Source organism: Rahnella sp. ChDrAdgB13 (assembly GCF_017655185.1).
In the GTDB taxonomy this organism is placed as follows: Bacteria; Pseudomonadota; Gammaproteobacteria; order Enterobacterales; family Enterobacteriaceae; genus Rahnella; species Rahnella contaminans.
Map to the genome: position 1 here is coordinate 53,875 of NZ_JAEMGT010000015.1, position 21,979 is coordinate 75,853.

Here is a 21,979-nt window from a genome sequence, read left to right on the forward strand (position 1 = left end):
TAAGGTCGATATTTAATCTTTGGGGGAAGCATGGTCATCGCATCCCCCCATAATTTCACAGTGCGCTTCCTGAACTTTCTCCACCTAATAACCGTCACTATATCGTAACTGTTGTTTGTAAAGTTTACGATTTTCCCGACGACGCTGGTCGGGCGCTATCTGTCCGGACATGTTCAAACAATGCTCGCGTCGCCTGACAATCGCCTCACGTGCAGAATCATCCACAGTGAGATCGAGCACTTCCAGCCAGCGCCGTGCAGCCCGATGCCACCATCCACGCGCTTCAAGCATCTCAGCCTGATTATCTTTTAACGTCATGTTCATCTTAAAGATACTTTTTGAATGCGCCGGTGACGACCGTCAATACAAAACCCAACATTATCGCCGAGGGCAAGAGCAACAAATTAGGCCATACCGCCGTCGGCCACGCAAGATAGAGCATGCAGGGGCCGTACAATGCGGGTTTCACGTAGCGCTTCGCGTGGTGGTAAACAAAGCTGGACTCATACCCGGCGCCGTAGCGGCGTAAGTCTCGCCGCACAAGGCCATCAACAACGCCTATAACACTTACCATGATAAATAGCGGTACCGACAACACCAAAATAGCCACGCGGATGGCGAAGATCACCGTCACATACACCGTGGCCTGCAAGTATTCCCACAAAACCCTCGCCAACCAGCTGCCAGCACGGCTGAGTGTCTCCACCGTTCCTCCCTGACTGTGCGCACTGCGGGCAGTATTTACCCAACTGATAAATCCGCTGTCCACAAAAACCCATTGATAGGCCTGCTGGATCCACGCACTGATGACCACTACCGGCTGTGAGAGCATCAGGCTGCGGGTGAAGCCTTCTGATAAATAACCGCTTTCTGTCAGCATGACCTGCCGGCTGTGTTCAGCACCTTCACCTGCCCAAATAAAGGTCATGCCGGCATATTCGATAAGCAGGCTGACCAACAGAGATGCCAGTAATATGCCGATCACCTTCCAGGGCATCAGCCAGAACAGGGTAATGAACAGACCGGGCTGTTTAGGCGGAGCCGTCTGCTGTCGCGGCTGAACTTTCTCCTCGGCCATTATCCCTCCGCGGATGCCGCCAGGGCATCAGAAGGTAAGGCGCTGCCCGTCCACCAGGTTTCGCCGGTGCGGTAATTCTGCTGCATGTATTCTGCAATACGGCTGATGCTTTCCGGCATCAGTGGGTCGTTACCGCTTCCCGGCAGCGGCATCCGGATTTTCCATAACCGTCCCCCTTCCAGCAGGGCAAATGCCTGTCCCTTAGGCAAGTTGATAATGTCCGCTGGCGTTATCATCGGCATTCTGGCCAACGTCACCTGATCCTGTACGTTACTGTTAAAATCTGTTCCCTCGCCAGGGTGCGACACGTCGGTCACGCCGGAGGTAAGGGTTTTATTATACACATCAACCTCGGGCAGTTGGCTGGTCAGCAGCTCCGCCGTGCTGTTTTCACGTACTCGCAGCATAATCAGGGAGTTGAAGTTACCGACAACCTGGTTCGCTTTCGCACGACTCCCCACGCGTGCCTCGATATCGGAGAGGGTCTGGGTGTACGCCGTCACCTGGATACCGGCACCGCCGCCCTTGTTGATAAGCGGGATGAACTCATCCCCCATCAGCTCATTGAACTCGTCACAGTGCAGGTTGATAGGCACTTTCTTTTGCGTGGCAGCGCCGGTTTCATCTGCCAGACCAAATTTATAGATATGGCCGGCGACAGAAACGAGATCCGCAAACATGCTGTTGCCAACGGCCGAGGCAACCTCCGAATCCGACAGCGCATCGAGTCCGACATACACGATCCCTTTCTTGCGGATCACCTCCTGCCAGTCAAAGATGGGACGCTTATCGTCCATATCGTTGTAATCCGGTGCCAGGAGCGCCGCCGTCTTGCCCGTGGTAAGTTTCTCCAACAGGGGCAGCAGAGAGGCGACGATTTTATCAAAATAGGTACGGTCATAACGAACGGCGCTGCGCAGGCCGTCCAGCACCGGATCCCACAGTTTTTTCCCTTCATCCGTGCTCAACGTCATCTCGATGGCCCACACCCGCATCGCATTCGCCTGTCCCTGCATGTTACGCGGTAAGTCTTTCTCTTTGAGCATGCCGGAGGACAGCAAATTCTCCACCTGCTGCAACAGGTGAGGCGCCTTCGAGGCCAGCATATTTTCTACGTAGGTCTCATAGAGCTCACCAATATTGGTCACGTAGCGCAGGATAAGGGTGTAGTCAGGACGCTGACCCAGTGCCACCAGTGCCCGGGTGATGATGTTCACAAAACGCCAGGCGAATTCTCGAAACGCCGCCGAGTTCCCCTCGCCGGACAACTGCCCTGCAACGCGTGAGGCCACTTCAGAGATTCGGCTAAAGCGGCCAATGGCGTTATACCGCGCGCTAACGTCTGGCCACCCCAGGTGGAAGACGTAAAACTCATTCTCCCGGCCCGCCCTGCGAGCCTCGGCATACATGCGTTTGAGCAAGTCTGCATCCCCCTTAGGGTCAAACATTACCGTGACATCACCGCGGCGAATGTCCTGCGTCACCAGCACCTCGGCCAGACGAGTTTTGCCCACGCGGGTGGTTCCTATCACCAACGTATGACCCACACGCTCGCCCAGGTCATACAGCACGTCACTCTCATCGGGCTCGACGCCGTGATAAACAGGGCTGCCCCCCACTGGCGGTAAAGGCCGCGCTGGATTAAATATCGAGTCTGTCTGCGTCAGCCGGCACAACCACGGCAGGCTGTACTCCAGCCGCTTTTCAAGGTCACGTGCCATACGGTAGATGACGGATGGCTGAACATAATGTTCTGATTCAGGTCGCCTCGCTTCCAGCAGCCGCTGCGTGTGTTTTTGTGTCCACTGAAATCCGCGCCCCAGGAATAAATACCGCTGGCTCACGGGGATTTGCCGGCTGCTCAACTCATAGCGCGGCAACCGTTTTATATTGCGGCGGTAACGCAGGATACGCAGTCCCTGACGGGTACGTTGAAGAGCCAACACGCCAAAGCCGGCGGCGGTCACCCAACTGACTGAAGGAGCCAGTGCAACGGCCCAGGGTGCCGTCAGACAGATGTAGGTAGCACTCCAGGCGGTTCCTGCCGTGTACAACTCCACAGCAGGTCGCAGGAGGGATTCCATGACATAACGGTCGCTCATCGCTGCTTATCCTTCAGGTTATCGTTACCCTCTCCTGTGAATACCGCGCTCACTACCGGTTTCAGTAATGACGCATTCATATTCCAGACATAGCGCATACCTTCCAGCAATACACTAAAGAGAAGGACACACTTTCCCAGTTGAGTCATCAGGAAGTGATCGCCCAGAACCATTCTGGCCACGCCGACAAGCTGATCCACGGAAAGGAAAAGCCAAAGTCCGAACGTCAGTGCGCCGATTAAGAAAAAAGGCATGGCCACACCCACTCGCCAAAACAAGTTCAGGCCAATCCGAACAGGGTTGGTCATTAGCAGTACAAATGCTTCAAAACGACTGAAGCCAAGCTGTCGCAGGCGATTGAATTCAAAAACAAACGATTGATTCATCGTCATTGCCTCTCCCTCATTAATCTAGGTGTTTCCAGCCGGCGTTGCCGGACAACAGTTTTAACAGACGATTGCCGCTGATAAGCGAAACGTCGGGTATGGCGCGCAACGCTTCGCGGCTGACCTCCCCGGTTCGTCCGGTATGCACAAAGAAACCCCGACAGCGCTCCTCGCGTAACAAGGTCCCAAAGTCCAGGATATGCCGGGACGAAATGCTGCTTGAATAGCGTTTTGCCTGTATTAACCAGCGCTGGCCATTAATCCAGACCTGACCATCGACGCCGCCATCGCCGCTGTAGCGGGCATTTCGCTTTATCCGATATCCCTGACGAGCAAACGCCGTCATAAGCATTTCTTCAAATACGTAGGGATTGATTTTTCGAAGGTAAACCAGCTTAGCGGCGTCGTCGCGCAGCTGCGGGATACGGGCAAGAATACGCACGGCCTGACGCTGATAACACCGGTGGCGGCGCTGACTTACCGTGCCAAAGAGAAACGGCAGCAGCATGAACACCAGAGGAAGTAACAGTACGCTCAACCACCATCCCGGTACGCACTGCCGCAGGGCGCTGAGAAACTCGCCCCCCGTAAGTGCAGGACTCATTGAGCAAGCCCCTTCTCGGTAATGATCAGCGGGTAGTGCGTCAGTTGCAGACGGCGAGCCAGGTCGCTGCCGGAAACCGGCACCATATCGCTGCCCGGGAGCAACGCCTGCAACGCCTTCAGGCGGTCCTGATCTGCAACATTCACCACAAATCCGGTCGCATTGAGACGAGTAAGCTCCGCGGCGCGCTGAGCCAGCCACTGTCTGGACAGGTCGTCATCGCCGATAATAAAAACGGGCGGCATCCCGGGGAGCGTGAGTTTTCTGGGCGTCACTGCGCCGGGTGAAAGCTCAGGCGTGCGGACGGGTAATGCTGATGCAACCGAGACCTGCGCGGGTGCCTGAGACTGCTCCACTGATTCCGGCGGCGTAAATTCACCGGGCTGGTCATTCACCGCGTCAAAATAGGTGTCCGTCGACTCTCCCCCCAGATCTCCCACCACCGTCAGCGCAGCATAACCCGCCGTGGAACACCCCACAGCGCACATCAATACCATCATTTTTAAGATTTTCATTTTGGCTCTATCCAGGTGAGTTGATTACTGGCCAGCGCAACCCCCTTCGGCGGCATCGGCATCAGATATTGTGTGTCAGAGAATTGCTGAACGGGGACCAGGGTGTCGAGCTTACGGCGCACGATCGCAATATAGGTGGCGGCGGCCTTACCGCCTGCTGGGTGGTGGTAACACCCGGCCGCTTTAATCCAGCTGCCCGGACTGGTTTCATAGCAGGTTCGCAGGATATTGGCCGCGACGCGCAGGTTGGTGTAAGGGTCGAAGGCATCATAGAAAGAGGTAAACAAATGGCCATTCCACCCCAGATTGACCTGGGCAATACCGACATCGATGCGCTTGAGCGGGTATTTACGGACAAATTGCAGCAAGGCTTGCCAGGCGGCTTCGCGGGTCTCAAAACGATAACCTTTGCCCGCCACATTAATTGTCCAGGGCCACGGACGTTCGCCATAGGGAAGGCGCCGCGAGCTTTCTGTCAGTGCCAGGGAATACAACGATTCCGCCGGCACACGCGCAGCCGCCGCGATCTGATGATACGCAGGCGGGATTTGCTGAAGTGGCTGAGCGCTTTTCGCAACGCTGCACAGCGGCAGCAGTAACAGCGCTGACATCAGAATGCGGCGAGTTGCCATCCGTTTTCCCCTTGCTGCAGGATCACCGGCATTTGTCCCTGACCATAGGTCATCCACAATCCGCGATCGTGATTCAGTGTGATTTGACGACTTCTGACCCGGTCAACCGGAATGTTGTGGCTGACCGCCCATTTGCGCACCGTGTCATCTTTGCCATCGCTGCCAACCAGATAGATATCAACCGGGCGATTGTCCGCTAATACTGCGGCGAGACGCGCGTCACAGCGCTCACAGTTGTCGCGCACGAACAACGCCATGCGCCCGTTTGTGTCATGGGCAAGGCCGGAGGCATTCCCCATATTGACCGACAGCGCATTAGGGTACAGACGGCTCCACGCCGCGTTCACTTCCCGCTGAAACGCCAGCTCCTTTTCCGTGCGCTGGTATTCTTCTTTCACCCACAGTTCCGCCAGGCGGCGACGTTCGGAAGCGCTGTCGCTTTCCACACCCAGCGTGGTCAGCGGGTCAAGCCCGGGAGATTGGATCCCTCGCTTACCCTGTTTCAGCTGCTGATACTTCTGCCACTCGATATCACTCAGCCCCCACAGCTGGGCCGATTGCTGTGACTGCGACTGGAGAGATTTATCCTGAAGGCTGTTTGCCGTTGAGGTGGTGCTGGTTGCACTGTTGACGGTATCCGCTCTGGCGGTGCCCGTTGCCAACAATATGAATAGCATGGCTGCTCGACTGATTTTCATCACGACTCCTGTTTACTGTGCGCTGAGGCGCTGTGGTATGCCGTTAACAGAGAACACTGCCTGATCGCCCTCAATGCTGCGCAGCTGCCATCCCCAGGCTGAATCGCCCGGCGACAAGAGTTGCATCTGAGATAAGCTCGTGGCACCCAGCGGTGCAACGACAGCAAAATTCTGACCGCCCCGCTGCTCAATGCCCGTCAGGATAAACGGCGCAGCCAGTGGCACAGTTCTGGCTGACCGCAGAGACTTTTTTGAGGCACTCGTTTTATGTTTTTTTCCGGCGGTCACCGCACCGCCTGAAGCGGCAGCGGCCGGTTTTTGAGCCTGACTCGCTTTGAGGGCGTCGACAGTGGCTTTGAGTGAGGAAAACTCGAGGGCGCTCGCCTGACCATTATCAAGCTCATACTGCAGCGCTTTTTTTTGTTCACTGATGAGGCTGTCTAACTGGTCAATTTTTTTGTTCTGGTCAGCGATTTGCCCGTCCAGTACTTTACCGAGCTCACTCATTCCTTTCAGCACGTCGGCTCTTAGCGCAAAACGTTCATCTTGCTCAGCAACGTGTTTTTCCAGCGCGGCCACCGATGATGACAGCTGACTGAGCTGGCCGCTGCGAAATGCGGCTTCGAGAGAGTTAACCCGAATGTCCATGTTGTTCAGCTGAAAATACAACACCACGCTGAGCACGCTCGGAGCAATAACAAAGAGGGCAGCAACGCCGATGGCAGTACGTTTTAGAAGCGCTGACTGGGTTAGTGAGAGCGTGGGATGTCGAACGGCGGTGTTGTTTTGCTCACTTACGTTTTCCGTTATTACGGGGTCTGGGATAGGTTCTTGTTCTGGCAATGTTTCACAGGTCATTGCACATCATCCTTACAACGGTTCAGAAAGGTGTAAGGTGCAAAAACAGAGGAAATAAGGCGATGCTTAACTCAACATCGCCGTTTAAAAATTAACAGTTAAAGGGGGCTGACCAGCATTCGGTCAGTGGCATTCACACTGATATCACCAGGAGGGGGGAGGCGCTTTCCCTGACTTGCTGCAGTTGCCTGAATACGTAAAAGCGCTACTGACGCCGCGCTTATCGCATCTTCTTTCGTCGCGGCAGAAATACTCACGTCTTCCAGATCGCGAAAGCATAAGGTGATCCCCTCTGGCACATCAACGATATCCACGGGATAAGGTACGAACAACGCGGCAAATTTCTGTGCCTGACGTTTTCTTGTATCCAGTTTACTCACAAGGTGCGTTGCCCGAAGATGTGTATAACGCTTAAGCATGTTCATCGATTTATGACCTGAAATTGCAGCAACTTCCATCACATTCAGCGTCCCCAGCTCAAACAGCCTGCTGACGGCCTCATGGCGAAGATCGTGAAAATGGAGATCGTCAATACCCAGTTCCTCCAGCGTGACACGCCAGGCGCTTTTAAAGCCATTAGAGGTGTAGGTAAAAACAGGCCCCCGCTGAGCGCCCTCAAACTCGCGCAACACCTGGCGGGCTTTGGAGGATAAAGGCACATCTCTGGACGTGCCGTTTTTGGTCATCGGCAGATGGGCAACCCCAAGCTGCAGATCGATATACTCCCAAGCCAATGAGAGGATTTCTCCTTGTCGCATTGCCGTTTCAAGAGCCAGATAAAAAATAGCCAGCAGTTGAGGATTTTTAGCTTTCAACGCCCTGACAATCCTGCGTTCTTCTGAAGATACCAGCCGGCGGCTCCTGCCACCCGACACGGGGGGTTTACGAACATGTTCAACCGGATTGGAGGTGCACGTCCCCCATTCAATACGGGCAATATTGTACATCGCTGAGAGGAGTGCCATTTCAAGGCGAACGGTGTTCGCACTGACTTTACGACCGGTACGAGGGCTGACGCTGGCAAGCCTCGCATCCCGATACTCGGCAATGTCAACGGAAGTGATCTCATCCATGAACTTCTCAGCCAGCGGCATTCTCCGGATCACATTAACCCGGTAGAACTCCTGAAGCTGCCCACGGTTATGGATGGACACTGTCGCGTAATACTTTTCCAGCGCTTTCCCTAACAACATCTTTTTTAAACGTTTTTTAATCACAATGATAGTCCCCAGTAAAAGAGAAAACATACCATTGTTATCTGATAACGATCCTGCCAATCCGGTGTGTGGCAAAAAGCTGGAATTGGCGCAACTATCGTCCGTGCCGGTAGTGGAAAAACGGTTGCAACTGTTGCATGTGCGGCAAATGAAATCCTGCTGGGAGGTGGGGGGAGCTGTGATACAGGAACCGATAATAGATTGAAATGGAGCGCCCCTTCAGGTAACGGTTGGAGCACTGCATGCCCTGATGTGACCACTTACGCTTACGCAATCTGTGGTCAGAATTAGCATTTGATGGTACTGCCAATCCGGTGTGTGGGCATCTTCGGGGGGCGGCAAGCCTGGTTACTATTGTAGGTACACATCTTTTGATAAAGGCAGGTCCAGCGATTACGTCGGTTATACGCTACCAACGTCATTACCAACCTGCCCAGTTATTCAGCCGGGACAAACTCAGGAAGGCTGTAGTTGTATGAAAGTTTTATTAGATTATTGAGGAGCCGCTTAAGTCACTGATAGCCAACCACGCTAAAGACACCAGGGGAGCATCCTTGGATAGGATTGGGATTTGAATAAATAGAGTAATTAGCATTAGTCGGAACGGGAAAACTGATAAATCCGCTTTTTGCCCACTCGGGATTATTGTCACTCGCGCTCGCAACAGTGAAGCCATTTACCGTCGCCCAGAGAGCCCAACTATTAGTGCATGCTCCGTCATTGACGCCTTTAGTGACAGTTGAATGGCCGTCAGATACGTTAACGATCAGCGTACTATCACCGCCATTATGACCATCAAATTGAGATATATGACTACCAAGATCAACGTAGTTTCCCGTTTTTTTCCCAACTATTACCCACACACCGGATTGGCAGGAAAGTATGGCCCCCGTCACATCGCGGCTTACCAGTCCATTTTGGCTACAACCGTTGCCTGCTGTGTTGACTTGATCAAGCTGCAAAACATCTCCCGTAGACAAGCGGCCATCAGCCCTGACACTTCCTGCTTTGACCTGACCACCGGTGTAGATATTTTTATCATTGATGGCCCGTACCCAGTCATTATCAGTCATGGTAAAGCCACCGCCATGGGTCTCATTAAGCCAACCTTTACTGTCCCGGGTTATCAGCCACCCATTATTACTGCGAATATCGCCGCCAGCGGTGATGGCGTTTCCAGCTGTAATACTATTGTTGGCCGTTACGTTGGAAGTTGCATTCACATTCCCCCCCTGAACTGTACCGGCAGCAGTAACATTGCCACTAAAGTTTCCCGTCTGTGCGTTGACCGTATTGGTATTGTTGAGGTTGTTACTCCCCATATCAATGCTCGTATGCATGCGGTTCAGGTCAGGTTTTCCGGTCACCGAGAAACGGTAGAGGCGATCACTCTCCTCCCGGGCCACACCCAGTTCATCAGAAGGAATAAGTGCCCCGACGTGCCCGCTGGACGTGCTTACCCCAAAGCTGGCTAAGGGCACGCTCCAGCTCTCCATCGCGCCGGTCACATTGGTGCTTTTCCAGACGTACGCCCCCAGCCCATCAATATCAACGGAGATCTGTCGCAGTGCGGCATACGGGAGACTTACTCCGCCCTGGGTTATTACCAGCGCCTGCAGTTGGTCAGTGTTCGTCGCATTGCGCGTGACAGCGGCGCTGATTTGCTGCCCGTCAGCCGTGGTATTGCTGAATCCGGGTTCAATAAGCCCCGTATTTTTAAGCATCTGAGGGGTAATAATCACCGGTGCAGTGGTTCCTGCCGCGGCCAGAAGAGTGTCATAGAAGCGGCCCACGTAGGCTTTCACCGACGACCGGAAACGGGTCAGCTGGGATGCCGTGACCTGCCAGCCGCGTTGCTGGATATAATCGTTGTAATACCCCATGGACCACACCGCCACAACCAGAAGAATAAGCAACCCTATACCGGTGCTCATCACCGTCCAGCCGCGGTCAACACGTTTAAAATTTGTCGACATACGTCACCACATAAATAAAGGATCTGAAACGTTAAGCGCCATGCACAGCAGCGCCCCGTAACCCAGCCACGGCCCCAGGGGGCCACCGCGGGAAGGCTCCCGCGAGCCGGCGTGCCAGAGAATAAAACCGACTAGCCCCACCATGAGAGTAAACAGCGTGAGGGGTGATCCAAACCACGCGCCCAGGCCGGTAGCCAGCCACACGTCACCCAGGCCAAGCACTTCCCGCTGTGCGAAACGCTCTCCCAGGGCGCGGATGAGCCACCCGAGGCTGAACAGGATGAGAGACATTAACGCATGGGCCGGCAGACACTGATTGACCCAGGCAACGCAAAAACCGGCGACAGTAAACGGCCAGGTAAAATCCCGAGGCAACCACCCCGTCAGGGCGTCGATGAGGCTCATCCGAAAAATAAACAGCACAAAAAGAACTGACGTCAACAGCTCAAACGGCTTACTGAGTGAAGACAGCATGACTATTGCGCAAAGGGCAATGGCGTGAAGCCAGATATGCTGCTTGATAGCACGAGCATCTGTTCCAGAGGATGCCTGATGCCCGTAATCCTTCATCACGTCCGTTACCTGAGATGTCTCATAACGCAAGAACAGCAGTGCAAGGCAAAACAGCGGGAGCGACAGCGGCCAGGGACCCACTATCGTCAATACCGTGACGGGTTCGCTCATATGACTATTCCCTTTTCCTGTTTCAGGAGCCGTTTGTAGATGGCATAAATACGGTTGGCGTAGGACTCACGCGTTTCATGCCGGTCTTTACGAAAACCCGCATTGTAGGAGCCCAGACAGTTCCAACTGATGCCACAGACCTGAAAATGCGACGCCAAAATCCGCGTACCGATTTGCACATTGAGACAGGGGCGCGTCAGGAGATCGCTTTTTTGGGCGATCACCCCTTCCCGAATAAGCTCAGGAATATGCGTTGAGTTGACCTGCATCAGCCCGTAATCCTCACTCAATGCGCGGCCGGTGCGCTTGTCGCGGTTAACGTTAATGATTGAAGGATTAAGGCTGCTTTCTCCCCGGGCAATGGCCTTTAACAACAGAGGATCGATGTGGTATTTGGCACCGGCCGCATCAAAACAAAATGCGGCCGCAGGCGTGCACACGACCAGAAGCAGGAAAAAAAGAACGCGAGCCATGCACTTTTACCCGTTAACCGTAAAGGTCAGCGTGTTTTGCCCTGTACCGCCGCTGTCCTTAACGCACTCCTTGGCCGCCGTTTCTGCAGACACGTTGCCGTCGGTGTGCGCCGAACTGTTAATGCTCACACTGGCATACGCACCGTTGCCCATTTGCTGTGCGATAGAAATACACGCATTCTGCGGAATTTTGGCCGAAGACAGGGAAAACCCGTTGTTAAATCCGTTGGCCGCGACAGGCGTCAGTATCACCTGACCGCCGAAGGTGTTGGTCATTGTGGCAGTCCCTGAGGTTTCGTCCCCCTGAATGGTCATGCCCTTGGCCCCGCCTGCTGCTATCACGGTGCCGGTCATCGTGCTGGCACTGGTGAAATTATACCCACTCGTTTGTTTAAAATTCCCCCGGACATAGGTGATGATGCTTTGGTAATTCGTAACCTCCATAGCCACGTCCTTCTGTGTCCACAGCCCCCACAGCTTGCTGACGACGTAAACAATGACGATGATGGCCAGGATGGCAAGCGTCCCATTTTCGATAATGCCCCACCCGCGATGAGGCTGACGACGAACGGAAACGGATAACGGATTAGCTGACATAAAAGTTCCTTTAATGAGGAGAAGTGTGGGTCATGTCCTGAATTTGCATCACCATGCCCAACATGAGTAAGAAGAAAGTGATTATCAGAAACAGAGAGAAAAGTTTGGCCACATTGGCGCGCCGGGCAACAATGCCCAGCACCTGCTCCAGCCAGCGGTCAGCGTAGCGACTGATGAGCGTGGACGCGCCGTCGCCCTGACCCAAAATCGACAGGTAGTTGGCCGCTTCCTGGCTGGGGAACTGGTATCCACAATCGCGCAGCGACCTGCCAAGTCCGCTGCCCATGCTGATCCCGTCCATCACGGCACTGAGCCGCTCACGTAGCCAGGGGGAGCCAAAATCATGCAATATTCTGACAGCCTCTAGATGCGGCACGCCCGCCTCAAGCAGCGCAGAGATGTTCATAAGAAAAACAGCGCCCTGCAGATCCTTATAAATTGACCACGGCATCAGCCGGTCGGCAAAGCGACGCAGTCGGCCACGCCAGCGTGGCAGGGACCAGAACACCAGCCCTACTAACCCCACACTTCCAAGTGCAGCAACGCTGCCGTAGTCGGTGGTAAAGGCCGACACCTGATTCATGAATCCGAGGGAGCCTGTCCAGGACTCAGGCGGGGACAGTTTGCTAAGCGTCGGGATAAGCAGCCGGTTATTGACGGTCAGCAGGCCGGCACCCAGGGAAAGCAGTAAAATCGGGTAGACGGAGGCCATCAGTACCTGTGCCATAATCCGCCGACGGGCGACAATTAACTTATCGGCTTGCTCAAGTGAGCGAGGCACGCTGCCACTTCGAATACCGGCGCTAATGAGCGCGGCCTCTTCCCGGGGAACCCAGCTAGACAATACGTCTGACAGAGAATGACCTGCGCTGTTATCGGCAAGTGCTTCAAGGCAATCCTCCACCAGTTCAATATAGGGATGCCAGCGGCGGCCAAAATCGGTATGCACTTCACCGATCATCGTCAGCGCCTCTTTGAACGATTTCTTATTTTCCAACAGAAAACGCAGCGTCTCGTAAAAGGGTTGACGGTATCTCCCGGTGAAGGTCCTGCGCACGAGCTCGTAACGTACGCGCTCTAACAGGCTCATCTCCTGTGCGCGGTAGGTAACAGTCGAATACTCAGACATGGGGTACCTCACAGGCGAGCAACTCATCTTCATCGAGAGGACACACCAGATCGCCGTCAAGCGGATCCACAAGCCCATCGGCCAGGCGTCTCAGAAGATGTGTGCGCCGGCTAATGCCCCCCAGATGCTGCAACCAGTGTTGCCGCGCGACCGAGGTCCCGTGCGACAGTAACAGGCTCATAAAACGGGCGTCCGGGCGGATCACTTCGGCCAACACGGTACGGCCGGTCACGCCGCGGCTCACAATTCGGCCGGTAAGCTCGACCTTTTTCTGACAATGCTCGCAGCCATCGTGATGACGAAACCAAAGCTGCTCAGGCGTGCAAACGTTGGGTTCATTGCAGTATTTCTCCAGCCTTTCCTTGATATGCGCGGGAAGCGTGGGGGCCTTCTCAGACCAGGGAACGCGGCAGTGCGGACACAGGGTCTGAACCAGCCGCTGACTGAGCAGCCCAACCATGATTTGCGGATCCGCAATGAGCTGAAGATTGACACCCATCGACCCTATACGGGGAATGGCACCGGCCGCACTCGGCGCGTGAAGCGTATCGAAAACAACATGGCCAGACTCGACAGCGTGGACAGCCGCCATGACGGAGTTACGCTCCTGCATTTCCCCGATCACGATACCGTCAGGATCGGAGCGGAGTGCGGCGGCGTTGGAGTCTTCCCAGGCCTCCACCACGTGTTCAGGGGCACTACTTTTGGGCGTCACAGAGGTCTGAATTGCCCCGGCAATCCTACCCTCTACGGGAAACTCGATGGTCAACAGGCGTTTTTTACCCCGCGTACGATCGATCCAGAGCCGGCTAAAGGTACGAAGCGTCGTACTTTTCCCGGACCCCGTTGGTCCCGTCAGCGTCACCATGCCTTCCGGTATTCTCAGGATTTTTTCGATCAATGCCTGTTGCTCGGGTAAGAAACCAAGCTGCTCAAGGGTAGGCACTTTATCGCTGTCGTCCGGAATAATACGCAGCACGACGTACAGACCATCGGGCGTCGCCATATGCTGATAACGGGCCCCAAACACCCCGGCGCGGCGGGCATATTCCGAGGCCACCCTCCCCTTTTGCGCAATATGTTCAAGGAAGTCAGTAGAAAGTAAATCGCACATGGAGCGGTAAATCGTCGACACCAGGGACAGGCCTTCGTCATAAGTCAGCTCATCGATGACTTCGAGCTCACCGTGTATGCGCATTTCAATAACAGTGAGTTTTTCATTTCTACTCAGGGTCAGGTGAATATCCGAGGACAACAGCTGCCCCGCTGCCGCCATATAGGTCAGCACCTTTTGCTGGGTGGTACTGAGATCCTGCATTTGCGTACCGATAGAGAGCACGCTGCGCCCGGAGTTTACCTGCCTGTCCCGCCGCGCGTTGATCTCACTGAGGGACACAAACTCCTTCGTGGCCAACGGGTAAGCCTTGACCCTATCCATGACCCAACGCTGCACCCGCGGGTCGGTACGGCGGTTGGTGTCAATCACCAGCCTGATGGCCCCATGACTATCGGGAACCTCTTCAGCCAGCACAAAATCCATAATTTCACTGTCCGGTTGCATGGTGTTTCCTTAATCAGAAGGACAGTTCTGTCCCGTCACTCAGTTTCACTGCGTTCAGGGTGACGGATTTGACCGTCAGTTTGCTTCCCGGCAACTGATCGCCGGGAGAAACCTCGGTCACCCCGCCCTGAGGCAGAACAATACGGGCACGCAGCTGCGCGCCCCGACCATAAATTTCCTGAAGACGGACAGGCGCCGGGACACTCTTCTCTGACGGTGCCCTGGTGGCTTGCTGTTCCGCCCCCGCAGACGGCGAGCCAGAGGGAATGAAAGGCAGCGGCGTGGGGGCATTGGACACCGGGCTCGCCTGAGTCATCTGAATTTCGCTTTCGCTCTCACGCAGCTGCCTGGTGAGTCGGGCGGTTTGCACCTGCTGTTCCAGCAGGAAGTTGCGGGACTGAATGGCCTCGAGCTGGCCAATCGTGACATTCCCGGCATCGGCTGCGACCGGGCTTTCTGCCGCCAGACACGGCAGGCAGAAGACAGCAAAAATGCCCAGCAGCCAGAGCCGGGAGGCGGGTTTAACGTTGTGCATAGAGACTCCCCTTGACGGTGTAGTCAAACTGCCCCTGCGGGCTGAGCGTAAAGGCAATACTGAAGAGACGAAGCCCGGTATCATCGCAGCCGGCCAGCATCCACTCCGGAGCCAGACGGGCATTGACCGCAAAGGTAAACTCACGCCAGTCCTGAGGGGGAGGAGGATTTGCTGCGCCGGGGATGACTTCCGGCGGTTTTATCTCCGTAAACTGGACGTGGATATCACGCCGCTGCAGATGGGAAACAAAACGCATCAGTTGTGCGTTGCCGTCGGGTACGTCCTCATCGCGCACGGGCTGCGTGCTGGCGGCATAAGGCACGTTGACATCCCCGTTCTGTCCGCCCTCTTTCAGGTTGAACTCCGCACTCTGCCCAAAAATCTGTTTAGCGCGGCGGGCAAAATCCTCCACCGTGGTACCGGGCATAGCCACGTACCGCAAGCGCAGCCCCGTCTGGGTACATTCGCCGGCGGTCAGCCGCCATCCCACCACCGAAACAGGCAGAGGCTCACGGGTAAACCAGCACTGACTCAGAAAAACAGAGGACGGTAACAAAGAGGCCCATGGATGCGCAGCCTTTGTCGGGACGCTGGGCTTCGTCGCCGTCAGGGCCTGCGCCTTGTACTCAGCCAGCGCAGCCGCCTGCCTGGCCCGCAAGGCCGCATCATCCCGCCAGTAATAGAGCGCGGCACAAACACCCGCTATCAGCAATACCAGTGCGCCTAATTTTGGCAGAGAGGGGATCTGTCGCAGCTGAACGCGACGACGCTGCATACGGGTGAGTGAACCGCTCAGGCTTTGCCAGGATTGAGGGGCTTCTGGCGTCGCCGTACATTGCCAGCCGCGCTGCACATCAGCAGGGTCGTTAAACTCAATGAAACGTTCGCGGGCGGCGTTGACCTCGTGCAATGTGCCGACCACGTCTCCCATGACGGAGAGGCGACCCCCGACGGTGGCGAAGAACACCCAGCTGTCAGTGTCTTCATCAAGACGATAAATGCCGTAGCTGTTGTCTCCTTCACGTATTAAAAATGCAGCGGCCAGCGAAAAGAGACCAACGCCGCGTCTGACCCGGGCAGGTCGGGCAAAGCCGACCATTCTGTTGGGTTTTCTGCCCGTCCGGATCCGATGGGTATCACCGCGGGTATTATGTCCAAACCCAATCCCGGCGCCCTTTTCGTCCGCCCATCGTAATCCCGCAAGCCATCCGCTGCGCCCCTCAAAAAGAACGGGCTGCGTAGCCGCTGAAGGAAGTTTTTCTTTACGTTTTCTCATCGTTACCTCAGCAACACAGGTGTCACTAAAATGACCAGGGTGGTCCGCGTCGTGCTGCCGTTCTGACCACCGCCTAAAATAAAGTTACCTGGGGTAAACGTCCCCTGCTTATCAGCGGAAGTCGTGACCTGGTCAGAGCCCGTCAGTACAAGTGTTTCACCGGCACGCATGTTGACCTTTTGGGTCAATGCCTCCTGTTGGAACGTCGGAACGTCATTTCGAGTGTTGCCGTCTTTGCTGACAAAAGATTCGACTTTTGGAGGGCTGGAATAGCTGAAGGCAAACTGCAGTTGCACGTCACCGTTTTCCTGGATATACGGCAGCATCGTCATGAACAGGCCCGTCGTCAGAATGCTGGTCTGCATCGAAGACGTAACGCCTACATTTGCCGTCGCCGTGGAGCTCGAGCTGGTCAGAATGCCTTTTTGATTGGAGAGCTGATAAGGAACAGGCGTGAGGTTGGTCGTTGCACGATTGAGCTGCGTCACAACGCTGACATTGCCCTGCGCTGACAGCGCCTTAATGAGCAACTGTGAACCAGAAAAACGCGCTGCACTGCCGCTGGCCGTATCCAGAATGGAGATACCCGCTGAGCCTGCATTGTCGGCGGCATCGGTGAAATTGCCGGAAAGTGTCGCTCCAGCGGTATGCAGGGACTTGTAAACCAATCCCCAATCAAGACCCATTTGTTCGTTACGGGTCTGAGTCACACTGAGAACACGAACGCTAAGCTGAACTTGTCTGTTAAGGACCTTGTTTTGGTACTCGATGTAACGCCCGATCCTGTCGAGAACCACCGGCGAATCCGTTACCGTCAGTGTGCCACTGGCAGAGGATAACCAATAACGACCTTTTGACGGGGTTATCATGTTATCAATAGTCTTACGGATATCGTCATACAGGTTACTGCTGAGGTCGTATGCCGTCTTTTGCGCTGAATTAATATCACCGGACGTGCCGGAACTTGTTCCGCCGCTGCTTCCAAGCTGGTTACCAGAACCTGAGTTCACTGAAGCTGTACTGTCAATTTTGGTATTAAGGATCACCAGTTGATAGGTTCGGGTATCAAGCAGATAAAAAACAATATTGCCCTGATCATTACGGACAGACAGGCCAAGACGGCTGGAGATGATGTCAAGCAAGCCACGAAGATTACCGTTCCATTTCAGACCACTGAGCACCGGGTCTTCCAAAGAAACAGAGCTCGCTTGCTGGCCCTGGCCACCAATCTGAGAGAGGGGAACCCTTCCGCTGTCATCAGGTGCAGGCAATCTGCCTGTCATCTGTTGCGTAGTGACATTACCCCCACCAGAGGCTACCAGCGTCTGCAGTGCATCAGGCGTAATTGTCACCCTTAGCCCACACACTGCAGTAATACGCTGCCCAATTTCGGGCAAAGTCATCCCTTCAGGACGATTAATCGTTATCTGGCAATCCGGGATGGAATCACCGTCCGGTGTAGACACGACAGGGATAACGGGCCTGAGGTTGACCCAGGGCTTATCCGTCCAGGTAACCGGATCCTGAGATAACCCCGTCCGGCTCTGGTTTATCCGCTGCGCAGTGTCAGCGTTTCCGCTCGCCTGGCGGTCCATTCGGCTAATTTCTTTAAGAGAACATCCGGCCAGCATCACCAGCGCGGCAGTGATAGCGGCGTGGAGAACGGGTCGGGAAAGGCAATACTTCAGCATTCTCGATTCCTTTAGTTGAGATAAACGACGTTGCCTTCCGCCACGCCGGCAGGAAGGGACAAATTCATATCGGTGCCGTCAGGCATTTTCATGCGTCCGCCCGATATCGTGCATACCAGGGCTGAACCCACTGATTGGCTGTTCAGGAAATCGACCAGGCCCGGGCGGTCCGCAGACCAGACCCAGAGTCTCCCTCCCTGAATTGCCGCCTGAACGTGACTGTCAGGAACAGGCACAATGCCAAACTGCCCGACGGCAAGCGGCCCCTCGGCCAACTGCCGGGTGTATCGCCAGTCATTCACCGCGCTGGCCAACCGGAGCATGTCCGAGGCGAGGCGGTCGGCATTCACCTGGATCCCCTGACGCTCAAGGCGAGAGGCATCCTGGGTCTGAACGTTGCCGACAATCAGCAAAAAAATCATGGCCAAAGCGGCAATGGCATACCCCATCAGTGACGACCGGGCTGGTCACTGACGGACACCAGGCACTGCATGCGGCTGGCGGCGGCGTAAAGCGGTTTGTCAGCCTGCCTATACAGGTCGAAGACTTGAACCAGCACCGACTCAAAGTTGCCATGGAATGTAAGAGGTGCGTCGATGCGGTAGTCGAGCGATACGGGCCAGATAACAACCCAGTTCCCGCCGTTGTCGCACTTCGCCGAACCCGCCCAGCGGGTGAGCGTCTCTTTCAGCGTGGACCCCACCTCGGCACGCCACAGCTGCCCAGACGGCACAACCGTTACCGGCGTTCCAAACAGAATGTCTGAGGAAGAGATCGACGGATTTTGTACAGGAAGCGCTTTAGGCACCGGGGATGTCTGTGTAGTCAATGCAGGCTTCGAGCCCGTTGCCACAACAGAAGGTGATGACGTTTTTATAGAGGATCGCACTGTCAGCCTTTGTTGAGCAGCGGATGGCACTGCAGGCGCGCGTTTTGTGGCAACGGGGGGCACGTTGCCCGTCAGGGTGCCTTTTTTCACTGTCGTTAGCACCGGGGAGGGTACCGGGACATTTTCTGGTTTCAGCACGGGTTTAGGCTGTCCCGCAGCGGGCACAGGAAGCAGAGATGCGGCCGGATTAGTATTTGAGGCGCTAACTGACGGGGCGGTGAATGGATTACCCGACAATCGCGGGGAAGCAGCCGCCGTCGTCGGCAAACGGGAGGATACCGGCGTCGCTGCGCGCGGGGCAAAATCACGGTAGGCATCGCGAAGTGTAAAACACACCTCGCGGTTGACATCATCAACGCGTAAACGCCAGGCAGGGCCGGCCAGTATCTGCAACGCCTCGTTCAGACGAACGGGACCTATCGAGCGCTGCACGGCCGGCAACGGGCGGCTCAGTAACTCTGTAAATACGGCAGAGGATGCCGGGCAAAGAGAGTAACCAGATTCCAGCAGCAGATAGCGAAACCCATCTCCGACAGAGCGAACTAACTGCGCCGGCATTGTAATATCGACCATCTGATTTAACGGGTCGCGCTGAGCATCCGCTGGCCGGGTGCTGACCAGGGTGTATTTATCATAGCGAACCACCTCGGGCGACTGGCTCTGATAAATATCGCTGACGCGGGGATTGGCGGAGATACGCGGCAGCCGGTCTGAGGACGTGCTGTTATGGGTGCATCCGGCGGTCAGCAATGACAGCGTAAGCCATGCCAGTTTGCGCCCGGGATGCTGGGTCAGTTTTGCCATCAATGTTCACCGTAAGAGTCATCCTGTTAAGAGACGGATATTCTGACGGCGGCACAAAGTGGGACAACGTTAAACTCTTTCTGGAAACTGAAGAAAAAAGAGATAAAAAAACGCCGGGCAAGCCGGCGTTTCAGGAAAACATATTGACTGAGTTAATCGGGGTAAAAATCCGGATTCATAAACTGCTCGAATGGCCACGGGCAGACAGTGGGAAACACGGAACGCTTGATGTTTGTCTCACGCTCGGCGCTTATCACGGCATCACCGTAGGCGTCTTCTATAATTTCAGGCAGTTTATGCTTGAGGCTCGGACTTTTCTTGAGGCGGCGCTCAATCTTGCGGCGTTGCTCCTCGATGGTGAGTTGCCAACTGCGCCCCTGTCGGTCGGACCGGAATTGCCATTTCAGCAGGTGGATAAACAAAACTTCGAGGCGAGATTCCAGCTCGTTTTCAGCGCTTGTTCCCATTGCCTCAATCTCCTCCAGAAGGTTCTGTGTATCCAGTTCGCTGAGGCTACCAGAACGCAGCAAATCTGCCTGATCCTGAGTCCAGCCATAAAAGTCAGTATTATAACGGTTAGTCATAGTGTCCTCCGCCAACAGCGCACTTTACCTTCGATAAGGTGAGTCTGTCAGAGAATCGAACGCCAGTCAAAACTGGCGATAGGTAGTGTATACAAGGCTTCATACAGCATAAGCGGCTAACAAAAGGGAAATCGCCTGTGGGGAAAGTTCTCCCCACAGGGTGGATAGTTAAAAATCAACAATAAGTCAGCTGAGACCAGTATCCATTGCGCAAAGCATCTTCTGCTTCACCCTGGGTAGGCCAATATTCAACTGATTCACGTGACAGAGGTTCCGCGTTTTCAGACGTTCCGAGATAAAAACCAGCACGACTTCGCATTACTTCAATAGGTATTTTCTTTCCACAGCACGCTAAAGCAAGTTCGCCATATTGCATGTTGGACTCCTCAGGACATCGCGTAAAGAGCACCGCGACACACGCCGTACCCGTAACCGAGGAACGGAATGTCGTCGTCAAAATCCATCGGCGGTTCATTGCCCATTGACTGCGGGGTTGACTGCGGTGTTCCGCTTTGTGCAGGAGTTGCAGCGGATTGCTGTTTGCCTGGAGGCTGGGCACTGGTGTTGGTGCGATTACTGCTGCCCAGCATCTGCATAGTGCCTTGCTGTTTGACCACGATTTCAGTCGTCCAACGTTCGACACCCGCATTGTCAGACCATTTTCGGGTCTGCAACTGACCTTCGATGTAAACCTGAGATCCCTTATGCAGATATTCTCCGGCGATTTCAGCAAGCTTGCCAAACAACACCACGCGGTGCCATTCAGTACGCTCTTTCTCTTCGCCTGATTGTTTATCACGCCAGGATTCGGAGGTGGCCAATGAGATATTCGTCACTGCCGTACCGTTGGGAAGATAACGAACTTCGGGTTCCTGTCCTAAAAAACCGATCAGGGTAACTTTATTTACGCCGCGACTGGACATAATGAATTCCTCTTAAAGTAGTTGAGAGGAACACACCCGCTGGTGTGTTCCAGCTGGGTGTGTATCCGTGTCGGGTTAGAATGAATTGTCAGCGTAACTTTTCAGTTGTTCTGCATTCTGTCCCGGCGGGGTAGAGGTCGGTTTTTCGGATTTGAAGACGATCTCGCCACCAATTTTTATCCACTCGACCGCAATCAGTCGGGCTTTTAAACTTGGACGACTTTCACCGGCGTGATCCCCTTTAGACAAGGTGAAGACGTCAGCGGTAAGACCGCTCAGAACGAAGCCAATCAGCACCTGTTTCTCTTCATCCACTGATTTTTGGCAGCGATTGATGAGTGAAACACTTTCCTTCCCTGCAACAGTCACGTCAAAACGAGTGTAAGACGCATTGTCTGTCGGGCCGGTAAGGGCATTAATGACGGCACAGGTGAATTCACCGGTCGAGCCAGCAACTTTGCGGATATTTTTAAGGTATCCGATGCCGGTAACGTTCAGATTGAAATATTCAGCCTTAGGCTGAGAGGACGAATGTGAAGCATTGTTTGAAGCAGGGGTATTTGCAGTAGCAGTCATGATGTTCTCTCCGGAGTGAAAATAAACAGGTAGCGGAGAAACAATCATCCCCTGCGGGAAAATGTTTCCCGCAGGGAAGCCAGTAACGAAGTCACTGGCTGGCTGAATTTGTGAAGGTGGCCTTAACCCGAAGGTCTCTGTTTGCAAAGGTTAAACAGATTTAACGTAACCGCCCGAAAGCGCCATCTCTC

At 54.7% G+C, this 21,979-nt stretch carries 25 protein-coding genes; all 25 read right to left on the minus strand.

Translation table 11 applies throughout. The annotated features are described in order from the left end of the window. Positions 1-84 precede the first annotated feature (84 nt). Positions 85-324 (minus strand): PerC family transcriptional regulator, encoded by a 240-nt coding sequence (locus J8X26_RS05790; RefSeq protein WP_244370361.1) that lies wholly within the window; start codon positions 322-324, stop codon positions 85-87. A 1-nt stretch (position 325) separates the two neighbouring features. Further along, positions 326-1,078, minus strand: a complete 753-nt coding sequence (locus J8X26_RS05795; protein WP_208950392.1) for a TIGR03747 family integrating conjugative element membrane protein — start codon at positions 1,076-1,078, stop codon at positions 326-328. Next, positions 1,078-3,180 carry a type IV conjugative transfer system coupling protein TraD gene (gene traD, locus J8X26_RS05800; protein WP_208950393.1) on the minus strand — a complete coding sequence of 701 codons (2,103 nt, stop codon included), beginning with the start codon at positions 3,178-3,180 and terminating at the stop codon, positions 1,078-1,080. The genes J8X26_RS05795 and traD overlap by 1 nt, the downstream gene beginning before the upstream one ends. Next, the gene (locus J8X26_RS05805) at positions 3,177-3,572 is read right to left on the minus strand and encodes a hypothetical protein (protein WP_208950394.1); all 396 of its coding nucleotides are present in this window, start codon (positions 3,570-3,572) and stop codon (positions 3,177-3,179) included. The genes traD and J8X26_RS05805 overlap by 4 nt, the downstream gene beginning before the upstream one ends. A 13-nt stretch (positions 3,573-3,585) precedes the next feature. Next, positions 3,586-4,170, minus strand: a complete 585-nt coding sequence (locus J8X26_RS05810) for a restriction endonuclease (protein WP_208950395.1) — start codon at positions 4,168-4,170, stop codon at positions 3,586-3,588. Then, a complete protein-coding gene (locus tag J8X26_RS05815; RefSeq protein ID WP_208950396.1) occupies positions 4,167-4,685 on the minus strand; it encodes an integrating conjugative element protein in 519 nt (172 codons plus the stop codon). Before J8X26_RS05815 ends, J8X26_RS05810 begins: the two co-directional genes overlap by 4 nt. Next, positions 4,682-5,317 carry a transglycosylase SLT domain-containing protein gene (locus J8X26_RS05820; RefSeq protein WP_208950397.1) on the minus strand — a complete coding sequence of 212 codons (636 nt, stop codon included), beginning with the start codon at positions 5,315-5,317 and terminating at the stop codon, positions 4,682-4,684. The genes J8X26_RS05815 and J8X26_RS05820 overlap by 4 nt, the downstream gene beginning before the upstream one ends. Next, positions 5,296-6,015 carry a TIGR03759 family integrating conjugative element protein gene (locus tag J8X26_RS05825; RefSeq protein ID WP_208950398.1) on the minus strand — a complete coding sequence of 240 codons (720 nt, stop codon included), beginning with the start codon at positions 6,013-6,015 and terminating at the stop codon, positions 5,296-5,298. The genes J8X26_RS05820 and J8X26_RS05825 overlap by 22 nt, the downstream gene beginning before the upstream one ends. A 12-nt stretch (positions 6,016-6,027) precedes the next feature. Next, positions 6,028-6,873 (minus strand): hypothetical protein, encoded by an 846-nt coding sequence (locus J8X26_RS05830; protein WP_208950399.1) that lies wholly within the window; start codon positions 6,871-6,873, stop codon positions 6,028-6,030. 98 nt (positions 6,874-6,971) lie between these two features. Beyond that, positions 6,972-8,087, minus strand: a complete 1,116-nt coding sequence (locus J8X26_RS05835) for a site-specific integrase (protein ID WP_374101270.1) — start codon at positions 8,085-8,087, stop codon at positions 6,972-6,974. 515 nt (positions 8,088-8,602) lie between these two features. Next, the gene (gene pilV, locus J8X26_RS05840; RefSeq protein ID WP_208950401.1) at positions 8,603-10,066 is read right to left on the minus strand and encodes a shufflon system plasmid conjugative transfer pilus tip adhesin PilV; all 1,464 of its coding nucleotides are present in this window, start codon (positions 10,064-10,066) and stop codon (positions 8,603-8,605) included. A gap of 3 nt (positions 10,067-10,069) precedes the next feature. Then, entirely contained in the window at positions 10,070-10,750 is a 681-nt protein-coding gene (locus J8X26_RS05845) for an A24 family peptidase (RefSeq protein WP_208950402.1), read from the minus strand. Next, positions 10,747-11,223 (minus strand): lytic transglycosylase domain-containing protein, encoded by a 477-nt coding sequence (locus tag J8X26_RS05850; RefSeq protein ID WP_208950403.1) that lies wholly within the window; start codon positions 11,221-11,223, stop codon positions 10,747-10,749. The genes J8X26_RS05845 and J8X26_RS05850 overlap by 4 nt, the downstream gene beginning before the upstream one ends. A 6-nt stretch (positions 11,224-11,229) precedes the next feature. After that, positions 11,230-11,820, minus strand: coding sequence for a type 4 pilus major pilin (locus J8X26_RS05855; RefSeq protein ID WP_208950404.1), 591 nt, complete (start codon positions 11,818-11,820; stop codon positions 11,230-11,232). 10 nt (positions 11,821-11,830) lie between these two features. After that, positions 11,831-12,949, minus strand: a complete 1,119-nt coding sequence (locus J8X26_RS05860) for a type II secretion system F family protein (RefSeq protein WP_208950405.1) — start codon at positions 12,947-12,949, stop codon at positions 11,831-11,833. Beyond that, a complete protein-coding gene (locus J8X26_RS05865; RefSeq protein WP_208950406.1) occupies positions 12,942-14,510 on the minus strand; it encodes a GspE/PulE family protein in 1,569 nt (522 codons plus the stop codon). Before J8X26_RS05865 ends, J8X26_RS05860 begins: the two co-directional genes overlap by 8 nt. A gap of 13 nt (positions 14,511-14,523) precedes the next feature. After that, entirely contained in the window at positions 14,524-15,045 is a 522-nt protein-coding gene (gene pilP / locus J8X26_RS05870; protein ID WP_208950407.1) for a type IV pilus biogenesis protein PilP, read from the minus strand. Further along, on the minus strand, positions 15,032-16,321 hold the full coding sequence (gene pilO2, locus J8X26_RS05875; RefSeq protein ID WP_208950408.1) for a type 4b pilus protein PilO2: 1,290 nt from the start codon (positions 16,319-16,321) through the stop codon (positions 15,032-15,034). Before pilO2 ends, pilP begins: the two co-directional genes overlap by 14 nt. Positions 16,322-16,323: 2 nt before the next feature. After that, positions 16,324-18,012, minus strand: a complete 1,689-nt coding sequence (locus J8X26_RS05880) for a PilN family type IVB pilus formation outer membrane protein (RefSeq protein WP_208950409.1) — start codon at positions 18,010-18,012, stop codon at positions 16,324-16,326. 11 nt (positions 18,013-18,023) lie between these two features. Then, positions 18,024-18,461, minus strand: a complete 438-nt coding sequence (pilM, locus tag J8X26_RS05885; protein ID WP_208950410.1) for a type IV pilus biogenesis protein PilM — start codon at positions 18,459-18,461, stop codon at positions 18,024-18,026. Beyond that, positions 18,461-19,705 (minus strand): TcpQ domain-containing protein, encoded by a 1,245-nt coding sequence (locus tag J8X26_RS05890; protein WP_208950411.1) that lies wholly within the window; start codon positions 19,703-19,705, stop codon positions 18,461-18,463. Before J8X26_RS05890 ends, pilM begins: the two co-directional genes overlap by 1 nt. A gap of 152 nt (positions 19,706-19,857) precedes the next feature. Further along, on the minus strand, positions 19,858-20,289 hold the full coding sequence (locus tag J8X26_RS05895) for a DUF29 domain-containing protein (protein ID WP_208950412.1): 432 nt from the start codon (positions 20,287-20,289) through the stop codon (positions 19,858-19,860). Positions 20,290-20,464: 175 nt separating this feature from the next. After that, entirely contained in the window at positions 20,465-20,665 is a 201-nt protein-coding gene (locus J8X26_RS05900; protein WP_208950413.1) for a hypothetical protein, read from the minus strand. Between the two features lie 10 nt (positions 20,666-20,675). Beyond that, positions 20,676-21,212, minus strand: a complete 537-nt coding sequence (gene ssb, locus J8X26_RS05905; protein WP_208950414.1) for a single-stranded DNA-binding protein — start codon at positions 21,210-21,212, stop codon at positions 20,676-20,678. Positions 21,213-21,287: 75 nt separating this feature from the next. Beyond that, entirely contained in the window at positions 21,288-21,788 is a 501-nt protein-coding gene (locus tag J8X26_RS05910; protein ID WP_208950415.1) for an STY4534 family ICE replication protein, read from the minus strand. Positions 21,789-21,979 lie beyond the last annotated feature (191 nt).

Bases quoted from the DNA above. Each gene is read 5' to 3' on its own strand.
- J8X26_RS05790 (WP_244370361.1), bottom strand. From the start codon at position 324: ATGAACATGACGTTAAAAGATAATCAGGCTGAGATGCTTGAAGCGCGT.
- J8X26_RS05795 (WP_208950392.1), bottom strand. From the start codon at position 1,078: ATGGCCGAGGAGAAAGTTCAGCCGCGACAGCAGACGGCTCCGCCTAAA.
- traD (WP_208950393.1), bottom strand. From the start codon at position 3,180: ATGAGCGACCGTTATGTCATGGAATCCCTCCTGCGACCTGCTGTGGAG.
- J8X26_RS05805 (WP_208950394.1), bottom strand. From the start codon at position 3,572: ATGACGATGAATCAATCGTTTGTTTTTGAATTCAATCGCCTGCGACAG.
- J8X26_RS05810 (WP_208950395.1), bottom strand. From the start codon at position 4,170: ATGAGTCCTGCACTTACGGGGGGCGAGTTTCTCAGCGCCCTGCGGCAG.
- J8X26_RS05815 (WP_208950396.1), bottom strand. From the start codon at position 4,685: ATGAAAATCTTAAAAATGATGGTATTGATGTGCGCTGTGGGGTGTTCC.
- J8X26_RS05820 (WP_208950397.1), bottom strand. From the start codon at position 5,317: ATGGCAACTCGCCGCATTCTGATGTCAGCGCTGTTACTGCTGCCGCTG.
- J8X26_RS05825 (WP_208950398.1), bottom strand. From the start codon at position 6,015: ATGAAAATCAGTCGAGCAGCCATGCTATTCATATTGTTGGCAACGGGC.
- J8X26_RS05830 (WP_208950399.1), bottom strand. From the start codon at position 6,873: ATGACCTGTGAAACATTGCCAGAACAAGAACCTATCCCAGACCCCGTA.
- pilV (WP_208950401.1), bottom strand. From the start codon at position 10,066: ATGTCGACAAATTTTAAACGTGTTGACCGCGGCTGGACGGTGATGAGC.
- J8X26_RS05845 (WP_208950402.1), bottom strand. From the start codon at position 10,750: ATGAGCGAACCCGTCACGGTATTGACGATAGTGGGTCCCTGGCCGCTG.
- J8X26_RS05850 (WP_208950403.1), bottom strand. From the start codon at position 11,223: ATGGCTCGCGTTCTTTTTTTCCTGCTTCTGGTCGTGTGCACGCCTGCG.
- J8X26_RS05855 (WP_208950404.1), bottom strand. From the start codon at position 11,820: ATGTCAGCTAATCCGTTATCCGTTTCCGTTCGTCGTCAGCCTCATCGC.
- J8X26_RS05860 (WP_208950405.1), bottom strand. From the start codon at position 12,949: ATGTCTGAGTATTCGACTGTTACCTACCGCGCACAGGAGATGAGCCTG.
- J8X26_RS05865 (WP_208950406.1), bottom strand. From the start codon at position 14,510: ATGCAACCGGACAGTGAAATTATGGATTTTGTGCTGGCTGAAGAGGTT.
- pilP (WP_208950407.1), bottom strand. From the start codon at position 15,045: ATGCACAACGTTAAACCCGCCTCCCGGCTCTGGCTGCTGGGCATTTTT.
- pilO2 (WP_208950408.1), bottom strand. From the start codon at position 16,321: ATGAGAAAACGTAAAGAAAAACTTCCTTCAGCGGCTACGCAGCCCGTT.
- J8X26_RS05880 (WP_208950409.1), bottom strand. From the start codon at position 18,012: ATGCTGAAGTATTGCCTTTCCCGACCCGTTCTCCACGCCGCTATCACT.
- pilM (WP_208950410.1), bottom strand. From the start codon at position 18,461: ATGGGGTATGCCATTGCCGCTTTGGCCATGATTTTTTTGCTGATTGTC.
- J8X26_RS05890 (WP_208950411.1), bottom strand. From the start codon at position 19,705: ATGGCAAAACTGACCCAGCATCCCGGGCGCAAACTGGCATGGCTTACG.
- J8X26_RS05895 (WP_208950412.1), bottom strand. From the start codon at position 20,289: ATGACTAACCGTTATAATACTGACTTTTATGGCTGGACTCAGGATCAG.
- J8X26_RS05900 (WP_208950413.1), bottom strand. From the start codon at position 20,665: ATGCAATATGGCGAACTTGCTTTAGCGTGCTGTGGAAAGAAAATACCT.
- ssb (WP_208950414.1), bottom strand. From the start codon at position 21,212: ATGTCCAGTCGCGGCGTAAATAAAGTTACCCTGATCGGTTTTTTAGGA.
- J8X26_RS05910 (WP_208950415.1), bottom strand. From the start codon at position 21,788: ATGACTGCTACTGCAAATACCCCTGCTTCAAACAATGCTTCACATTCG.